This is a genomic window from Shewanella sp. 10N.286.54.B9, assembly GCF_041468565.1.
In the GTDB taxonomy this organism is placed as follows: domain Bacteria; phylum Pseudomonadota; class Gammaproteobacteria; order Enterobacterales; family Shewanellaceae; genus Shewanella.
Genome location: NZ_JBFRIY010000009.1, coordinates 105,210 through 124,029, shown reverse-complemented (window position 1 = coordinate 124,029; position 18,820 = coordinate 105,210). Strand labels below are relative to the sequence as shown.

General features: G+C 45.3%; 14 protein-coding genes. 11 read left to right on the top strand and 3 right to left on the bottom strand.

Annotated features, from left to right (window positions below):
* Entirely contained in the window at positions 1-558 is a 558-nt protein-coding gene (locus tag AB4135_RS02925) for a DUF1349 domain-containing protein (RefSeq protein ID WP_371990164.1), read from the top strand.
* 598 nt (positions 559-1,156) lie between these two features.
* Entirely contained in the window at positions 1,157-2,173 is a 1,017-nt protein-coding gene (locus AB4135_RS02920; protein WP_269967860.1) for an IS110 family transposase, read from the top strand.
* Positions 2,174-2,536: 363 nt separating this feature from the next.
* Here the strand turns inward: AB4135_RS02920 and AB4135_RS02915 are convergent, their stop codons facing one another.
* Positions 2,537-3,277 carry a hypothetical protein gene (locus AB4135_RS02915; protein ID WP_371990162.1) on the bottom strand — a complete coding sequence of 247 codons (741 nt, stop codon included), beginning with the start codon at positions 3,275-3,277 and terminating at the stop codon, positions 2,537-2,539.
* 258 nt (positions 3,278-3,535) lie between these two features.
* The gene (locus tag AB4135_RS02910; RefSeq protein WP_371990258.1) at positions 3,536-5,464 is read right to left on the bottom strand and encodes a propionyl-CoA synthetase; all 1,929 of its coding nucleotides are present in this window, start codon (positions 5,462-5,464) and stop codon (positions 3,536-3,538) included.
* Positions 5,465-5,792: 328 nt separating this feature from the next.
* On the opposite strand from AB4135_RS02910, the gene AB4135_RS02905 reads away from it, so the two are divergent.
* The 9 genes from AB4135_RS02905 to AB4135_RS02865 all read left to right on the top strand — a co-directional run bounded on the left by AB4135_RS02905 (position 5,793) and on the right by AB4135_RS02865 (position 18,098).
* Entirely contained in the window at positions 5,793-6,188 is a 396-nt protein-coding gene (locus AB4135_RS02905) for a MerR family DNA-binding transcriptional regulator (protein ID WP_044555982.1), read from the top strand.
* 104 nt (positions 6,189-6,292) lie between these two features.
* Complete coding sequence (locus AB4135_RS02900; protein ID WP_371990160.1) at positions 6,293-7,462, top strand: isovaleryl-CoA dehydrogenase; 1,170 nt, start codon at positions 6,293-6,295, stop codon at positions 7,460-7,462.
* Between the two features lie 116 nt (positions 7,463-7,578).
* A complete protein-coding gene (locus AB4135_RS02895) occupies positions 7,579-9,186 on the top strand; it encodes a carboxyl transferase domain-containing protein (RefSeq protein ID WP_371990159.1) in 1,608 nt (535 codons plus the stop codon).
* Between the two features lie 39 nt (positions 9,187-9,225).
* Positions 9,226-10,131 carry an enoyl-CoA hydratase-related protein gene (locus tag AB4135_RS02890; protein WP_371990157.1) on the top strand — a complete coding sequence of 302 codons (906 nt, stop codon included), beginning with the start codon at positions 9,226-9,228 and terminating at the stop codon, positions 10,129-10,131.
* 1 nt (position 10,132) lies between these two features.
* On the top strand, positions 10,133-12,232 hold the full coding sequence (locus AB4135_RS02885; protein WP_371990155.1) for an acetyl-CoA carboxylase biotin carboxylase subunit: 2,100 nt from the start codon (positions 10,133-10,135) through the stop codon (positions 12,230-12,232).
* Between the two features lie 3 nt (positions 12,233-12,235).
* The gene (locus tag AB4135_RS02880) at positions 12,236-13,135 is read left to right on the top strand and encodes a hydroxymethylglutaryl-CoA lyase (protein WP_371990153.1); all 900 of its coding nucleotides are present in this window, start codon (positions 12,236-12,238) and stop codon (positions 13,133-13,135) included.
* An 85-nt stretch (positions 13,136-13,220) separates the two neighbouring features.
* Positions 13,221-13,949, top strand: a complete 729-nt coding sequence (locus AB4135_RS02875) for a CoA transferase subunit A (protein WP_371990151.1) — start codon at positions 13,221-13,223, stop codon at positions 13,947-13,949.
* A 12-nt stretch (positions 13,950-13,961) separates the two neighbouring features.
* On the top strand, positions 13,962-14,618 hold the full coding sequence (locus tag AB4135_RS02870) for a 3-oxoacid CoA-transferase subunit B (protein WP_220739692.1): 657 nt from the start codon (positions 13,962-13,964) through the stop codon (positions 14,616-14,618).
* Positions 14,619-15,038: 420 nt separating this feature from the next.
* Positions 15,039-18,098 (top strand): efflux RND transporter permease subunit, encoded by a 3,060-nt coding sequence (locus tag AB4135_RS02865; RefSeq protein ID WP_371990149.1) that lies wholly within the window; start codon positions 15,039-15,041, stop codon positions 18,096-18,098.
* A 369-nt stretch (positions 18,099-18,467) separates the two neighbouring features.
* On the opposite strand, the gene AB4135_RS02860 is transcribed toward AB4135_RS02865, so the two are convergent.
* Positions 18,468-18,602, bottom strand: a complete 135-nt coding sequence (locus tag AB4135_RS02860; protein WP_371990147.1) for a hypothetical protein — start codon at positions 18,600-18,602, stop codon at positions 18,468-18,470.
* Positions 18,603-18,820 lie beyond the last annotated feature (218 nt).

The window sequence follows — 18,820 nt, the reverse complement described above, 5'->3', positions numbered from 1 at the left end:
ATGATAAACAATCTAGATAATTGGACGATTCAAAATGAAAACCCAGAGCACTGGTCGTTTAAAAATGAAGTGCTTACAATGCAAGTTCAAGAGGGCAATATCTTTGGTGCTGGCGCTAATGATGTAAAAAACATCTTTATTTATCCGGTAGACAAGCCAGAATACAGCGCGGAGGTGACGATTAATCTAGATCCGAACCTCAGTTTCGAGCAGGCTGGACTAGGGATTTACTGGGACAATGATAACTATATAAAAATCAGTAAAGAGATGTTTATGGGTGCGCGATCGCTGGTGTTTGTTGTAGAACAAAATGGTCAGCCTGATATTAAACATCGCTTATTATTCGGTGAGTCGACAGTATCGGTAAAGCTTGAAAGAAGCGACACTAAAGTTCGCGCTTATTATCGAACGCAAGATAACGACACATGGCAGTCAATTATAAGCACTGCCGCACTATCAGGGCACGAGCAAGGCGTTATGCTTTACACCTTTAGCGGCAGAATCACTGTGCCCAACTTTGCTAAATTTAGTGAGTTTGAGCTAACTGATTTGAACTAATGTGCATCCCGCATAAGATGAACTGGCCTGCTCCATTAATAAAGATTGAGTGGGTTAGTTAAGTGACGTTGCCATACTTTTAATGATCCATGTGTTGCTGAATTAGCAATTTCGCTAAAACGGAATTGTCCAATAACGAGTTAACGACTACATGCTAACTATTCATCTGCAGCGGGCTGTGCAAGCTTCTAAATCATGGATGATTTAGCAGAGCCTATAGGGATATATTTACGGCGGCTTACAAAAGCTCAAGGCAGGTGAATTACATATGACTGCAATACGTTCTCTTGACTGACCTTTAAACTCTTGGTGATGAGTCATTTCTGTCCAAAAATGAGTTGACGACTAAACTGAACTTGCTAGCTATTCATCTGAATTGGGGCTGTGCAAGCTTCTAAATCATGGATGATTTAGCAGAGCCTATAGGGATATATTTACGGCGCCTTGCAAAAGCTCAAGGCAGGTGAACTGCATATGATTGCGATACATTATCTTGACCGACCTTTAAACTCTTGGTCATGACTCGTTAATAAGATGGTACGCCCCAACCTAGTGTTAAACTTCAGTTTGTCTGGTTAACAAAGAAGAGGTGATCATCATGTCTAACTTTCGCGTTATAGGGATTGATTTAGGTAAAAGCACATTTCATCTTATTGCTCATGACTATGCTGGGAGGGAAGTGCTTCGTAAGAAATTAACCAGACCTAGGCTGATTCAATTTTTATCCATTCAAGAGCCAACCATCATTGCTATGGAAGCCTGTGGTGGCTGCCACTGGCTTGCTAGAAAATGTGAGTCATATGGTCATCAAGTTAAATTGATCCCCGCTCAATATGTAAAACCTTACGTTAAAACTCACAAAAATGACTTCATTGATGCGGATGCCATTGCTGAAGCGGCAATGAGGCCCAGCATGAGATTCACATCACCAAAAAGTGAAACCGCACAAGTCGCCACTGTCATTCGTCGTATACGTTCGGGCTACATCAAAGAAAGAACTGCCAGCATGAATAGAATTGGCTCTATGTTGCTTGAGTTTGGTATGAGCTTTCCTAGAGGCCATGCCCATATGAAAAAGCTGTTCCAATGGCTAGCAGATAAAGGTGAACCGATCCCTTTAACATTGATGGTCGAGTTGCAGGAGTTACATGAATACTACAAACATCTGAACGAATTAATAAAAAAACAAGATAAGAAATTGCAGTTGTTACTTAATGAAAACCCATTAATGCAATTACTACAGTCAATACCTGGTGTAGGGCCAATGACAGCTGCTTGTTGCTTATCAAATGTAGGGAACGCATCAGATTTTAAGAATGGCCGAAATTTTGCTGCTTGGATTGGTCTGGTTCCGTTTCAATACTCCACAGGGGGGAAGACAAGGATGCTTGGCATTTCTAAACGGGGTAATAAAGAACTGCGAGAATTGTTTGTTGATGCCGCACGAGTCATTGTGTCAAGGCCAGAGACATCTGAGCGGTATTTTGGTCATTGGTTAACAGAGTTAAGAATGAGGAAACCGTTCAATGTTGCGGTTGTCGCATTAGCTAATAAATTAGCGCGTATAGCTTGGTCAGTCATGACAAGCCAGAAAGCGTTCGAGTTAAGAGTTTAAATCGAGTTACTACCGAGTTTGCAGATGATAAAAATAGATGACAAAACGGTTAGACCACCAGATTGAAGACCTGATGGACAGAACAGCAATTAATATGCTTTCTCGTTTTTGAGGACAATCTGGCGCGGATCTCATCGTAGAGCTGGGACGAATGAAGGTCTCAATAGACTCTGAATACATTAGCGCAAACCAACTCCTGTTATCTTGCTTTATTATTTGCAATAACGGGGCGTACCATACATTATGTCCATAAACGAGTTAACGACTACTGATTAATAGTGGTTGGCTTTGTTTTATTGTTTTGCTCATAAAAAGTCACACTAACTAAATGCAGGTAGCGTGACCTGAACTTGCTAAATCATTTTACAAGCTTGTTAATGCCAACTTGGATCCTGGTTCAAGTGAATTATCACTCACCGTGCCAGATTTACTGTCAACAGCAACAAGAGGAGATTGGTTCAACATAGACACTGATGAGGAGTTCCCTTTCTCATCTGTAAATGAAAACACGGTAGATTCGACTGCAATAATAGTTGGTGAAGGTGTAAGCAGTTGACCTGTAACACTTACATTTGCTGTCACCCTAACTTTAGATGTATTTTTAACCATAATGTTGGCGACTGAATTAGCAACAGTGGTGTCATTGCTCGCATCACCTGATTGATAATCATTTATCTGGGTAGTTAAGTTACTAGTGCTGTTTGAGTAATTAGTGCTACCACGTCCAATCAGCCAGCCAAAAAAACCCGACGAAGCAGAAGCTGCTGAAGAGTAACTCGACTTATCAACCGTTTCCCTAAAGTCTCTATTGTTCTGATAGCTGCTACTATTCTTTACTTCATCAACAATTTGATCAAATACCTCTTCTGACACAGTGGTAACTTCAATATCTATCTCAGCAGTAACTGTTGCGCCATAACCAGGGCTTACAGAAACAGTCGTTGCTGTGCCGTAACCATTTTGAATTTCAACATTCTGAAACTTCTGATTCTGTTCAGTAGAATTTGGGCTGAGTGATTCTGCCAATAAGCCAGCAGACGTTAGTTTAGAAAAATTTTGGTGGGTAAAGCCTGGGTTACTCAATAAGTTTAGTTTGATAGCCATGTTACTCTCCATGTATGCAGTTTAATAGATAATCCGGCCCATTTAGCGACAACTAGTGCTTGTCGCCAACTTGATCCAGAGGCTCATTTTTAAAGCTAAAAACAAGTCCGAACAACCATAGCAACCGATATCAAATTATACCTTACGATAACCTTACCAAACTAACCTCCCGATATAACATAATGAATAACACAGAAAAAATACGATAATTACAAAAAAGGGCTGCATATTAGCAACCTCTATATATTATCTAGCTGATTATACATGGGCGTCAGCGTATCCCATGCGAGTTAGCGTATTGCGAACAATATCTAAGGTTGCCGGGTCTTCTATGGTAGCTGGCACATTGTACTTTTTGTTGTCGGCAATGTTACGCATGGTACCGCGCAAGATTTTACCCGAACGAGTTTTAGGCAGCTTTTGTACCGCACTCACTAACCTGAATGCCGCCACAGGGCCTATCTCTTTACGCACTAGTGTCATCAACTGTTTATTAAGCTCTTGCTCATCCAGTGTGACGCCTTTCTTTAGTACCACTAAGCCTAAAGGTACTTGGCCTTTTAGCTCATCTTCGACGCCTATTACCGCCGCTTCGGCAACGGCATCGTGCTGACACAGTACCTCTTCAAAGCGGCCTGTCGATAAGCGATGTCCGGCGACATTAATAATGTCGTCGATGCGACTCATAATATAAAGGTAACCATCATCATCCTTATAACCGGCATCGCCCGTTAAGTAATAACCTTCATACATGGACAAGTAACTATCGACATAGCGCTGCTCGTTTTGCCAAAGCGTGGTTAGTGTTCCAGGTGGCAGTGGCAACTTAATCACCACATTACCCGACTCATTGGCAGCAACTTGCTCACCCATGACATCAACCACTTCAATTTGATAACCCGGCACCGCCAGCGCAGGCGAGCCAGCTTTAACCTCAACCGGCGCATAGCCCATAAGGTTGGCAGCTACCGGCCAACCCGTCTCAGTTTGCCACCAATGATCAATAACTGGCTTGTTAAGCTTTTGCTCCGCCCAATGTAAGGTGTCAGGGTCGCAGCGCTCTCCCGCTAAGAACACATTTTTTAAGCATGAGAGATCAACACCCTTGAGATATTCACCATCAGGATCGTCTCGCTTAATAGCTCTAATTGCTGTGGGCGCGGTGAAAAAGCTTTTCACATTGTATTTGGCAATAGTGCGCCAAAATGCACCGGGATCAGGCGTGCCGATTGGCTTGCCTTCATACATTAAGGTGGTTGCCCCCACCAGCAAAGGGCCATAAACAATGTACGAGTGCCCAACCACCCAACCGACATCCGATGCCGCCCAAAAGCTATCACCGGCTTCAATGTCATAAATGTGCTTCATTGACCATGCGAGCGCTACACTATGGCCGCCATTATCACGTACCACCCCTTTTGGTTGGCCGGTGGTGCCTGAGGTATAAAGAATATACAGTGGATCGGTTGCCTCTAACGCCACACAGTCAATATTGGCGGCAGTTGCCACACCTGTCTGCCAGTCAACATCTCGACCAGCTTGTAAGCTTGCTTCAAGTTGACAGCGATTTAAGATGAGGCAATGCTCAACCTTGTGCGTCGCTTGTTCCAGTGCGTTATCAAGTAATGGCTTATAGGCCACGACACCTGATGGCTCAATACCGCATGATGCAGACAAGATAAGTTTAGGTTTAGCGTCATTAATACGGGTGGCTAACTCATTAGCTGCAAAGCCACCAAAGACCACTGAGTGAATCGCGCCAATACGGGCGCAAGCGAGCATGGCATAGGCGGTTTCGGGCACCATTGGCATGTAGATCACCACGCGATCGCCCTTTTTCACCCCTATTGAGTCCATATAACCTGCTAAGCGGCTCACTTGAGCTTGCAGCTCGGCATAGGTAATGCCATATTCGGTATCTGTTACTGGACTAACATACTGAATGGCAACCTGCTCTCCTCGCCCTGCCTCTACATGCCTATCGACGGCGTTATAACAGGTATTGAGCTTTGCCCCTTTGAACCAGTGGTAAAATGGCGCCTCACTGTCATCGAGTACTTTATCCCAAGGTGACTGCCAATCTATAGTTTGTGCCGCTTGCGCCCAAAAATGTTGCGGGTCTGAGATTGAACTTGCATGTAACTGCGTGTTTTTATGTTTCACTATGCATACTCCAGTTAACGTCATCTGAGCGTAATCACAACTACATCTCAATGATTATTGTCCTTTGAAGCATTATGCTCCGCTGCACAAAAAATCCCCATTAGACCTTAGAATGAGTAAGGGAAAGTACTTTAACCAATACAAATTTGAAACCACAACAAGCAGTAACAAACTGTTATATAACAATTTAACCTTACGCCAGTAACAAAAAAATCAAACGTTTGTCTACTACCTCAAGCAAGATTGGCACGCACAATTGACATGAAAATATTGTTTGTGACTCGCCTCAAACTTTACCTTTACGTAAACTTCATATATCGTGCAGGAAAAGTTAATAAATATGGTGTTATTAATGTCAGACAACCAGTTACCCCAAACGACATACTCTATTAGTGATCTATCAAAAGAGTTTGATATCACGACTCGTAGTATTCGTTTTTATGAAGACCAAGGGCTGCTTAAACCTAAGCGCCGTGGCCAAACTCGCATCTACAATCTCAAAGATCGAGTCAGACTCAAACTTATTTTACGCGGTAAGCGTTTAGGCTTTTCACTGGCTGAAACCAGACGTTTATTCGAGCTTTACGATGCAGATAAAAACAGCAGCACACAACTACACACCATGCTCGACTTAGTGGAAGACAAAAAAGTCGCCCTGCAGCAGCAGATGGATGACATCAAAGTGGTACTGATGGAGCTAAATTCAGCGGAGCAGCAATGCCGCGATGCACTGGCCAATAATAGCTAGTCAGCAACAGTCATTGATAACACCAACAAAATAATAAGCCTGCGAGTATCACGACACAGATCAGTGAACTCGCACAGATAGACAAATTGACAGGACACAAGCACATGACTCAACTCTACTCATCTCTAAACTTCGGCCTTGGCGAAGATGTCGACATGCTACGCGATGCCATACAAGGTTTTGCTGCAAATGAAATTGCCCCTATCGCGGCAAAAACCGATCTAGATAACGCCTTTCCTAACGAGCTTTGGCCAGTATTGGGCGACATGGGCTTATTAGGTGTCACCGTATCTGAAGAGTACGGCGGAGCAGGCATGGGTTACCTTGCCCACGTTGTTGCCATGGAAGAGATTTCACGCGCATCCGCCTCTATCGGTTTAAGCTACGGCGCTCACTCAAACCTTTGTGTTAATCAAATCAACCGTAATGGTAATAGTGAGCAAAAAGCCAAATATCTACCCAAACTCATTACCGGAGAGCATATTGGTGCGTTAGCGATGAGTGAGCCTAATGCCGGCTCCGATGTAGTGTCAATGAAACTGCATGCCCGCAAAGAAGGCGATAGATATATTCTTAACGGCAACAAGATGTGGATCACCAACGGTCCCGATGCCCATACTTATGTTATCTACGCGAAAACTGATCTTGAGAAGGGTGCTCATGGTATTACCGCATTTATCGTTGAGCGTGGTTTTAAAGGTTTCACTCAAGCGCAGAAGCTAGACAAACTCGGCATGCGTGGTTCAAACACCTGTGAGCTGGTTTTTGAAGAGTGTGAAGTGCCAGAAGAGAACATTCTTGGCGGCCTTAACAATGGCGTCAAAGTATTAATGAGTGGCCTAGATTACGAGCGTGTTGTTTTGTCTGGTGGCCCACTTGGGATCATGACAGCGTGTATGGATATCGTGGTGCCTTATATTCACGAGCGTGAGCAGTTTGGTAAGTCTATTGGTCAATTCCAGCTAGTACAGGGCAAACTTGCCGATATGTACACCGGCATGAACGCCGCTAAGTCATACATCTACAACGTTGCTAAGTCTTGTGACCGTGGTGAAACCACGCGTAAAGATGCTGCTGGAGCCATTTTATACTCAGCAGAGCTAGCGACTAAAATGGCACTGGATGCGATTCAACTTCTTGGCGGAAATGGTTACGTCAATGAGTACGCTGCAGGCCGCTTATTACGTGATGCAAAACTGTACGAGATTGGCGCTGGCACTTCAGAAATTCGCCGTATGTTGATTGGTCGAGAGCTGTTTAACGAATCAAAGTAAGCCATGCTCAATCATTAATAACAAGGCTCGATTAACGAGCCTTTTAGAGCCCAAATTTGGAACATGGGTGACAGCCTTAACGTCGCCCTCTATTCCGCTTCAAAAGGATTGAAATTGTGACTCAACTAAGCAGTCGTATTAATGCCCGCAGCGATGAATTCAAAGCCAAGTTCGATGATATGGCTGAAGTCGTTGATGATCTTAAATCTAAACTGCAACAGATTGAACTCGGTGGCGGTGACGTTGCTCGAGAACGCCATCTGTCTCGAGGCAAACTCCTACCGCGTCAGCGCGTTGAAAAACTCCTCGATCCTGGCTCGCCGTTTTTAGAGATCTCCCAGTTTGCCGCATATGAATTGTATGAAGATGTCGTACCCGCCGCAGGTGTTATCGCTGGTATAGGCCGCGTCAGTGGCGTTGAGTGTATGATTATTGCCAACGATGCCACCGTAAAAGGCGGCACCTACTACCCAGTTACAGTAAAGAAGCACATTCGCGCCCAAGAAATTGCCAGCCGTTGTCACCTGCCTTGTATCTACCTTGTCGATTCAGGCGGCGCTAACTTACCGCGCCAAGATGAAGTATTTCCAGACAGAGATCACTTCGGTCGCATCTTCTATAACCAAGCGCAGATGTCTGCCAAAGGTATTCCACAAATCGCGGTAGTCATGGGACTTTGTACCGCAGGTGGTGCTTATGTACCCGCTATGGCTGATGAGTCCATTATTGTCAAAGAGCAAGGCACTATCTTCCTTGCGGGGCCGCCTCTGGTTAAAGCCGCGACTGGCGAAGAGGTTACCGCTGAAGAACTCGGCGGCGCTGAAGTGCACACTAAGATCTCAGGTGTGGCTGACCATATGGCGCAAAACGATGAGCACGCATTAGAACTTGCGCGTAAATCAGTGACCCGTCTTAATCATCAAAAACAGATAGCGGCTCAGCTAAGCCCGGTTAAGCCGCCTAAGTTCGATATTAATGAACTATATGGCATTGTCGGTACCGATCTTAAAAAGCCTTTTGATGTTAAAGAGGTTATAGCCCGTGTGGTAGATGACTCTGACTTTGATGAATTCAAAGCTAATTACGGTAATACCTTAGTGTGTGGCTTTGCCCGCATTCATGGCTATCCCGTTGGCATTGTCGCCAATAACGGCATCTTGTTTTCTGAGTCGGCGCAAAAAGGCGCACATTTTATTGAGCTGTGTTGTCAGCGAAAAATACCGCTGCTGTTCTTACAAAATATTACTGGCTTTATGGTGGGTAAAAAGTACGAACATGAAGGTATCGCCAAACACGGCGCTAAAATGGTTACGGCGGTGTCATGTGCCAATGTACCAAAGTTCACCGTCATTATCGGTGGTAGCTACGGTGCAGGTAACTACGGTATGTGTGGTCGAGCTTTTGACCCAACCATGATGTGGATGTGGCCAAACGCGCGTATTTCGGTGATGGGCGGCGAGCAAGCTGCAGGCGTTTTAGCCACCGTTAAGCGTGATGGATTAAAGCGCAAAGGCGTTGACTGGTCAGATGAAGATGAACAAAACTTCCGTAAACCTATTGTTGAACAATACGATAAAGAGGGTCATCCGTACCATGCGAGTGCTCGCTTATGGGATGACGGCATTATTGACCCAGCGCAGACCCGAGACGTTGTTGGTTTAGCCCTTTCTGCTGCGCTTAATGCGCCAGTAGAAGAGACTAAATTTGGTGTGTTCCGTATGTAATGGTCATCCATTGCCATTCACTCACTTTGGAGCTTAACAATGACGAATCAACCTCTACAAATAACAACCAATGCGCTAAGCGAGCAGTTAAATTTCGTTAGTTGCACCCTTAAAGAGGGCGTTGCAGAGCTTATTCTTAACCGCCCAGAAAAGCACAACGCTTTTGATGAGGTGATGATAAGCGAGATGATTAAAGTGCTAGCGCACTTTGCTGATAACTCGCAATGCCAAGTGTTGGTGCTAAAAGCCAACGGTAAAAACTTCAGTGCTGGCGCCGATCTTAATTGGATGCGTAAACAAGCGCAGATGGACTTTGAGCAGAACCTCAGCGATGCCAATGAGCTGGCTAAGTTGATGTCGGTACTGGATAAGTTTCCAAAACCGACGATTGCCCAAGTGCAAGGCGCCGCTTTTGGTGGTGCACTCGGGCTTATCTGTTGCTGCGATATCGCCCTTGCTAATGAACGCGCAAGCTTTTGCTTAAGCGAAGTCAAACTTGGGCTTATTCCAGCGGTCATCAGTCCTTATGTCACTCGCGCGATGGGCCAACGAGCGGCTCGTCGTTACATGCTTACTGCTGAAAGGTTCGACGTGCAAAAAGCGCTTGAGCTACAGATAATTCATGAAGTCAGCGATGAGCTTGATAACGCCGCAGCGCCAATAATCGCTGCGCTTTTGGCTAACAGCCCACAAGGTATGGCATGGGCGAAAAGCCTACTGTCTAAACTTGAAGATGGCGTTATCGACAAGTCGACCCTTGCTTACACCAGTGAGCGCATCGCCAGTATTCGAGTATCAAAAGAGGGCCAAGAGGGCCTGAACGCATTTTTTGAAAAGCGCAGTCCCGACTGGACTGTTAATAGCAGTACAGCAAGTAGTCGCTCACAAAGTAACAGTTCACACCACAAGAGCAGCCAAGCTGCCAATGCGCCAGGAGCCAAATAATATGTTTACCAAACTGCTAATTGCCAACCGTGGTGAAATTGCCTGCCGTATCATCAAAACAGCTCAATTGATGGGTGTTCGCACCGTTGCGCTGTACTCCGATGCTGACATCGATGCCTGCCACGTAGCAATGGCCGATGAGTCATTCTACTTAGGTGGTAGCGCCCCTGCAGATTCATACCTCAAAGGCGAGCTGATCATTGAGATCGCTAAAAAGTCTGGCGCGCAAGCGATTCATCCCGGTTACGGTTTTCTGTCAGAAAATGCCGACTTTGCCTTAAAGTGTGAACAAAGCGGCATTGCCTTTGTTGGCCCTAGCGCCGCAGCGATTGACTCTATGGGAAGCAAAAGCGCAGCCAAAGAGATAATGGGCGCAGCTAACGTGCCACTGGTCCCGGGCTATCATGGCGATGTTCAAGATGATGACGTATTGGTCAGTGAAGCGAATGCGATGGGCTTTCCATTGCTGATCAAAGCAGCCTACGGCGGTGGCGGTAAAGGCATGCGTATCGTTGAAAGCAAAGATGAAGTATTAGAGGCAATTCAGTCAGCCAGACGAGAAGCAATAAGCTCATTCGGTAACGATAAACTGCTGATGGAGCGCTACCTGCGCCAACCTCGCCATGTTGAAGTACAAGTGTTTGCCGATAGCTTTGGCAACTGTATCTATCTGTCAGATAGAGATTGTTCTATCCAGCGTCGCCATCAAAAAGTGGTTGAAGAGGCGCCAGCGCCAGGACTCAATGACGCACTGCGCGTGAGTATGGGCGAAGCGGCAGTTGCAGCAGCGAAAGCCATTAACTATGAAGGCGCAGGCACTGTTGAGTTTTTGCTCGATACCGATGGTAGCTTCTACTTTATGGAGATGAACACGCGTCTACAGGTGGAGCATCCGGTCACTGAATTAGTCACAGGGCAGGACTTGGTTAAATGGCAGTTAATGGTCGCTAGCGGCAGTAAACTGCCACTTGCACAAGATGAAGTGCGTATTCACGGCCATGCGTTTGAAGTGCGTATATACGCTGAAGACCCGCAAAATGACTTCCTACCAGCCAGTGGTAAGCTTAACTTTTTACGAGAACCAGAGCAGAGTCAACATGTACGTATCGACTCTGGGGTACGTGAAAATGATGTCATTAGTAACTTTTACGACCCGATGATCTCTAAGCTCATTACTTGGGATGAATCACGGCCACGGGCGCTGCAGCGCCTAGTCCATGCCCTCGCCTCTTATCAAATTAGCGGTTTGAAGCACAATATTGAGTTTCTGGCTAATATTGCTGAGCATGAAGCTTTCGCTAACGCAGACTTTAGCACCGATTTTATCGAGCGCTACGGCGATGCTCTCATCGGTCACGGCCTGAGCCCTGATGTTGCAAAGAGCCAATCTAATGAGCGCCAAACAGCACTGGCCTTAGCAGCCCTTTATCAACTTTGTGCCCGAAAAGCAGACGCCAAGCGCTGTGCGGTTAACAGCGATGATCCCTACTCACCATGGGGTGCTGTTAGTGGTTTTAGACTCAATAGTGCCAGTGTGCATCAAGTCGCCTTACTCGATGATGACCAACACGTTAACCACCTAGAGTTAACGGAAACACAAGTGGCCAGTAAGTCCTTTTATCGGCTTGCCATTAACGATACTCAACTCACATTGTCTGGCGAACTTATTGGCGAAACGCTTCATGCCGAAATCGCAGTAAATAGCCTGAGTGCAATGAATAGTGCAGTTAACAGTCAGTCAATAAAGAGTAACGCTCACAAAATAAAGCTACCTGTTAGCCAAGTCGGTGATGACTTTACCCTGTTTATCAACTCAAGCAGTTATCACTACCAAGCCATTCAGTCAGAAGTGATTGAAGAGCAGGATAACTTAGAAGATAAACTCAAAGCACCAATGAACGGTACTATCGTGACTCATCTGGTTGCAGTGGGTGATGAAGTCACAGCAGGTCAAGGGATCATGGTGATGGAAGCAATGAAGATGGAATATACGATTGAATCTCCATTTGATGGTACCGTCAGTGCATTCTTCTTTGATGCTGGTGAACTGGTAAGCGATGGCATGCTACTCGCAGAAGTTAGCGCGACCGAAGAGGAGTAATCAATGTCAGCTTCTTTCCCTAGCAAAGTTAGTATATTTGAAGTCGGTGCCCGTGACGGACTGCAAAATGAAAAGCCTGTCACCACTGCCGACAAAATCACTTTGATTGAAAATTTAGCCGCAGCCGGTGTAAAACGTATCGAAGCCGCCAGTTTTGTGTCGCCGAAATGGGTACCGCAGATGGCTGATTCGGCCGATGTACTTAAAGGGATCACGCGTCAAAGCGGCGTTACCTACAGCGCGCTAACACCAAATCTAAAGGGCTTGGAACTTGCGCTTGACGCAGGATGCGACGAAGTTGCCATCTTTGGCGCAGCATCTGAAAGCTTTAGCCAGCGCAATATTAACTGCTCAATAGAGGAGTCTATCGCACGCTTTGAACCCGTGATGCAGCTGGCTAAAGCCAATAATATCCGTGTTCGAGGTTACGTATCTTGTGTGCTCGGTTGCCCTTATGAAGGTGAGATAGCGGTTAGCGAAGTCGCCCGAGTGTCTGAATTACTTTACAAAATGGGCTGTTACGAGATCTCTTTAGGTGACACCATTGGCGTTGGCACAGCGCTCAATGCCCGTAGAATGGTTGAAGCGGTTGCCACTGTTGTGCCCGTCTCAAAACTGGCACTGCATTTCCATGACACCTACGGTCAAGCATTAGCAAACATTTTAGCCTGCTTAGAAACTGGGGTGAGTGTTATCGACTCATCGGTTGCCGGTCTAGGCGGTTGTCCTTATGCCAAAGGCGCATCGGGCAATTTAGCGACTGAAGATCTCGTCTATATGTTGCACGGGCTAGGCGTAGAAACGGGCATCGATTTAAACAAGCTTGCCAATGCAGGTAACAAAATTAGCCAAGCACTTGGTCGCACTAATGGTGCAAAAGTCGCACAAGCTATCTCGCTGTAATCGCGATTAGCTTAAAACAGTTTTTAGGGACCTAGCCAACCCTACAAGTTATCGCGCTAGGTCTCTTTACCAGGAGATAAAAATAATGGCAGGACTAAATAAAGGACTCAATAAAGTTGTCGGCAGTTATCAAGAGGCATTAAAGGGCCTAAGTAATGACATGACCGTGATGGTTGGTGGATTTGGCTTATGCGGTATTCCAGAAGGGTTAATTGCTGAGATGGTAAAAACCGGCGTGACTGGCTTAACCGCAATATCTAACAATGCAGGTGTTGATGACTTCGGCCTTGGCTTGCTACTTAAAAGTCGCCAAATCGATACCATGATCGCCTCTTATGTTGGCGAGAACGCCACGTTTGAGCAGCAGATGTTATCTGGTGAGCTAAACGTTATCTTGACTCCTCAAGGGACATTGGCTGAAAAAATTCGAGCTGGAGGCGCGGGTATTCCAGCATTTTTCACCGCAACTGGCTACGGCACACCTGTCGCCGAGGGTAAAGAAACCCGTGAAATAGACGGACGTCATTACGTACTTGAACCTGCACTAAAAGCTGACTTTGCCTTAGTACGTGCTTGGAAAGCCGATACCATGGGTAATCTAGTTTTCCGTAAAACCGCCGCCAACTTTAATCCAATGATGGCCACTGCAGGTAAAATTACCGTTGTCGAGGCTGAGCACATTGTAGAGCCGGGTGAACTTGACCCTGATCATATCCACACACCAGGGATCTACGTTAACCGCATTATCCAAGGCAAGTTCGAGAAACGCATCGAGCAACGCACCGTCAAAGCTAACGCTGACGTCAGCAAATAAGGGGGCTACACAATGGCATTATCAAGAGAACAACTGGCACAGCGTGTAGCAAAAGAACTGCAAGATGGCTTTTACGTTAACCTAGGCATTGGTATTCCAACATTAGTTGCCAACTATATCCCTGAGGGGATTGAGGTAATGTTGCAATCAGAAAATGGTTTACTGGGTATGGGCGAGTTCCCAACAGAAGAGACCATAGATGCTGACTTAATCAATGCGGGTAAACAGACAGTAACCGCAGTCGATGGCGCATCATTTTTCTCCTCATCTGAGAGTTTTGCCATGATCCGTGGCGGCCATGTCGATTTAACGGTGCTCGGCGCCTTTGAAGTCGATGAACAAGGCTCTATCGCCTCTTGGATGATCCCTGGCAAACTAATCAAAGGCATGGGCGGCGCGATGGACTTAGTCGCTGGCGCTGACAATATTATCGTCACCATGATGCATGCCGACAAAAAAGGTAACTCTAAGCTGCTGCCTAAATGTGAACTACCGTTGACAGGTTTTGGCTGTATCAAACGTGTATTAACCGATTTGGCCTTTATGGAGATCAAAGATGGTGCCTTCCATCTATTAGAACGAGCACCAGGTGTATCCGTTGAGGAGATAGTCTCTAAAACAGCTGGCAAGTTGATTGTGCCAGAGCATGTCCCTGAAATGAGCTTCTAGTTGATTCGCCAAATAACTAAAACGCAGCCACTTTGAGCTGCGTTTTTTACGTCTGTATACGCCACAAATACAAATGACAGCGCCAAGTTGATTAACATCACATATTTAAACATGCGGTAACACTCCATAGCTCACTCAGATAATTAGCTAGATAACTTCATTTTAAAAACAGTAACTTAAATAAATCAAACCTCACCTATTCAAAAAGCTAATAGTACCTGCTTCAAACGCTTAGACTAACTGCTATACCATTCAAGCATCGACAAAAAAAGCCAACTTAGTCGGTGGTTTTAAGCTCGCAGTAAAGCGCTTGAGTCTAATAGAACCCAGCACTAAGTATTACAAGCTTAACTAAGTCATTTCGCGCAATGTATTAATTCGATACCAGCCAAGAGATGATGAAAAATAAAGGTGATGGGTATGTTCAAACTATTTATCGAAAGGCCGAAACTCGCGATTATCATCTCGCTGTTTATCACTCTTATCGGGGTGATTGCAGCGCTGCAATCTCCTATTGGGCGCTACCCAGATGTCGCGCCGGTGACCATAGAGGTCAGTACTTTTATGGATGGCGCTTCAGCCGAGGTGATCACCAAATCCGTTGCGCCTGAAATTGAAAAGCAGGTCAATGGTGTCTCTGGCATGGATTACATGCAAAGCACATCAGGCGCCGATGGAACTTACACGCTAACTATCACTTTTGCCAACGGGACCGATCCCGACACCGCAAATAACTTGGTACAGAACAGAGTTAACTTGGCACTGCCAGAGTTACCAGCTGATGTATCTAAAAATGGTGTCAAGGTTGAAAAAGTATCTAATGGTTTACTGATAGGCCTCGCAATCAATGACCCTTCAGGCAAGGCGACAGATACTGAAATAAATGGTTTTTCGGGCGGCATATTAAAAGAGTCGCTGCAGCGTATTAACGGTGTATCGAAAGTCGATGTATTAGGGGAGAAAAAGTACTCCATGCGAGTGTGGTTGAACCCCGATGCCATGAATGACCTGTTTGTAAATGTCGGTGACATACAAGCCGCCATTAACGCTCAAAATAAGATTTCATCTGCGGGTTCCGTAGTAAGCAACTCTCTTGAGTACTCGGTCAGCGTCGACGGCGGCTTATCCTCAGTGGAAGAGTTTAGCAATATCGTAGTTCGCGGCGAACATTTCAAGAAACCAGTATTACTAAAAGATGTAGCCACAATAGAGCTTGGAGCCGAAGTTTATACCGCCAACGCCTATGCTGGAACAAGCGCTGGTTCTGTTCTTTTTATCTATAAAGACCCTAGTGCCAATGCTATTGAAGTGGGCAAAGCGGTACAACAGATAACAGAAAGCTTAGAAACAGACTACCAAATTCAGACCGTTTATGATGCGACGGCATTCGTTATCGGCGCCATTGATAACGTGCTCGAAACATTAGTTCTTGCCGTTATTATCGTTGCACTTATCACCCTGGTATTCATGCAATCCTTTAGGTTAACCCTCATCACGTGCGCCGCAATTCCGGTGTCACTGATTGGGACGTTTGCCGCGATGGCCGCACTGGGTATTGATATCAATATCATCTCAATGCTTGGACTGGTAATGGCTATCGGTATTGTGGTTGATGCCGCCATTATTGTTATTGAAGCCGCTGAACACGAACTACAGGAGCAACCACAACTGACACCCAAGCAAGCGGTATCAGCTAGTCTAGATAAAGTGGTCAGCCCGATTATCGCATCAGCATTGGTGTTGCTAGCCGTCTTTGCTCCCACCATCTTTATGAGTGGTATGACGGGGATAATTTACAGTGAATTCGGTATTGTCCTTAGCGTGGCGGTATTAGTTTCTACTGTCGTGGCACTAACACTAACGCCAGCACTTTGCGCACTTTTTATGAAGCACCCCAAAAAAGGGTTAATAGCGCGCTCACTCGAAAGCGTTATCGGCGCAAAGATCACTATCTTCAAGTTCGCAACTCAATGCTTTGTTAAGATTCCGCTATTATCTGTCATGTTACTTAGCGGAGCACTTTACCTCACAGTGCAAGATGGTAAAGAGCTTGCGACGGGTATGTTACCTGATGAAGATGCAAGCGCAGTATTTGTTATAGGCTCATTTCCTGCTGGTACCGCCCTGCCGGTCACCGATGCGTATACGTTAGAATTAGTCGAAAAACTACAGGATATAGAAGGGGTTTCAAATTCAATTTCAGCCTCGGGTTTTAACTTAATCACCAGTACCGCCGATATGGGCAGCTTTCTTTTACTGCTAAACCTAGAACCGATGGATAACCGTGAGCTAAGCGATAACCAAGTGATAGAAGCGGCCAATGCTGTCATTGCAGAAACTGGCATAGAAGCATTTGCTTTTAAACCGCCAGTCATTCCAGAACTAGGTTTAGTTGATGGTGTCAGCTTTGTTATTAAAGATGCAAAAGGCTATAGCCCTGCTGAGATGTTTGAAATATCAAACTCTATCATCGCACAGCTCAACAGCTTTGAAGATGATGTGGCATTGGCAATGACACAATACGCCGTAGATAAACCCTCGATAAAGCTAGAGATAAAACGACAAGAGCTCAATAAATATGGGATCTCATTTGCTGACACCGTCACAGGTATGCAGGCTCATTTTGGTGGTAGCTACATCAACACTTTCAACATGAATGGCCGCAACTACAAAGTCATGGTGCAAAACTCACCTGAATACCGCACCTCAGCCGAATCCCTCAAAGCGATGAAACTAAGCCAAGCTAACGGAACTCACATTAGCGCGGACAAAATTTTTGATATTAGCGAAGAGCTGGCACCTAACTTTCTTAACCGCTTCAATGCGCAGCAGTCAGTTGCTTTCGATGTCATTCCTGTCAGTGCCACAGGCGACGTCATCAACCTAATCAACGAGCTTGAGTTACCGAAAGGGATCTCAGTTGAATTTACAGGCGCCTCAGCCGAGGAGATTAAAGCGGGCAATCAGGCCATTATCGTACTGGCACTAGCATTACTCGTCACCTACATGGTGTTGGTCGCTCAGTATGAAAGCTGGTTAATACCTGCTGCAATCATGTTAGTCGTGCCCACCGCTGTTATCGGCATTGTATATGGCGTGATATACCTGCAGGGCGACATAAATATTCTTACTCAACTTGCAGCAGTGCTATTAGTTGGAATGAGCGTACGTAATGCCATTCTGATTATAGAATATGCCAAAGATTTACGAGAAAAAGGCATGGCAATTAAGACTGCGGCAGTCGAAGCGATGCGACTTAGAGCACGAGCCGTATTCATGACAGCATTTAGCTTTGGTGTCGGATTGGTGCCACTGATGATGGCTGATGCCATAGGCAATGGTGCGCAACAAGCTCTAGGTTATGCAAGCTTTGGCGGTATCGTCACAGCCACCTTTATTGGTTGCATCTTTGCCTGTGTGTTCTTTGTTATCTTGCAAAACACTCGAGAACGCTTCAAGCCACAGCCAGTTGCTTGTTAATCAGCAGCAAACAGTCGTCATCAAAGTTTCACCCTAGCAATAACTAAAGCACCACAGTCACTGTGGTGCTTGATGACTCGAAGTCATTGGCGGCCAAACCTTTAGCTACTTAGCCATAATATACTCAGCAGCATCTACAAGTTTACGGTCATTGGGATCAGAGATATTGGTTTTCCACACAACCTCACCCAACCTATTAATATAAAAAATCGTAGGCGCTCCTATCACGTCATAATCAACCAGTTTAAAAAGTGCGTTTAGATAAACATAAATCTAGCCGTAACATGAGCTGTTAATATCAAGCTAAACCAAGAATAAAAAAGCCCGCAGCTTAATCAGCTGCGGGCTTTTTATTATTATGTTCACTCTCTAGCGGTATAAACGCGTCTCTTTTGGCTGTGACTGAAAATCCTGTTGCATTTGCAATAAGAAATCATTCCCCAGTAAAGCGATATCACGGTAAAAGTCACTTCTTGCTTGGCATTGAGCGAGCTCAGATCGCACATGAGTAAAAGGGCTCCTTCAATTTAGGCCGCAAGGCACTAAAACTATTGAAAATAATCCTCGTACCTAAGCAGGTATTCATTAGATTTAATAAGGCTATTAAGTAATTTTCAACTGATACTCTTGTAACTACTATCGAAAGCATATTGTATACAGTATGCGCAGATGTTAAGGTAATGCTGCAGAAATGGTACTAACCAGTAAAAAGATGCGTATAT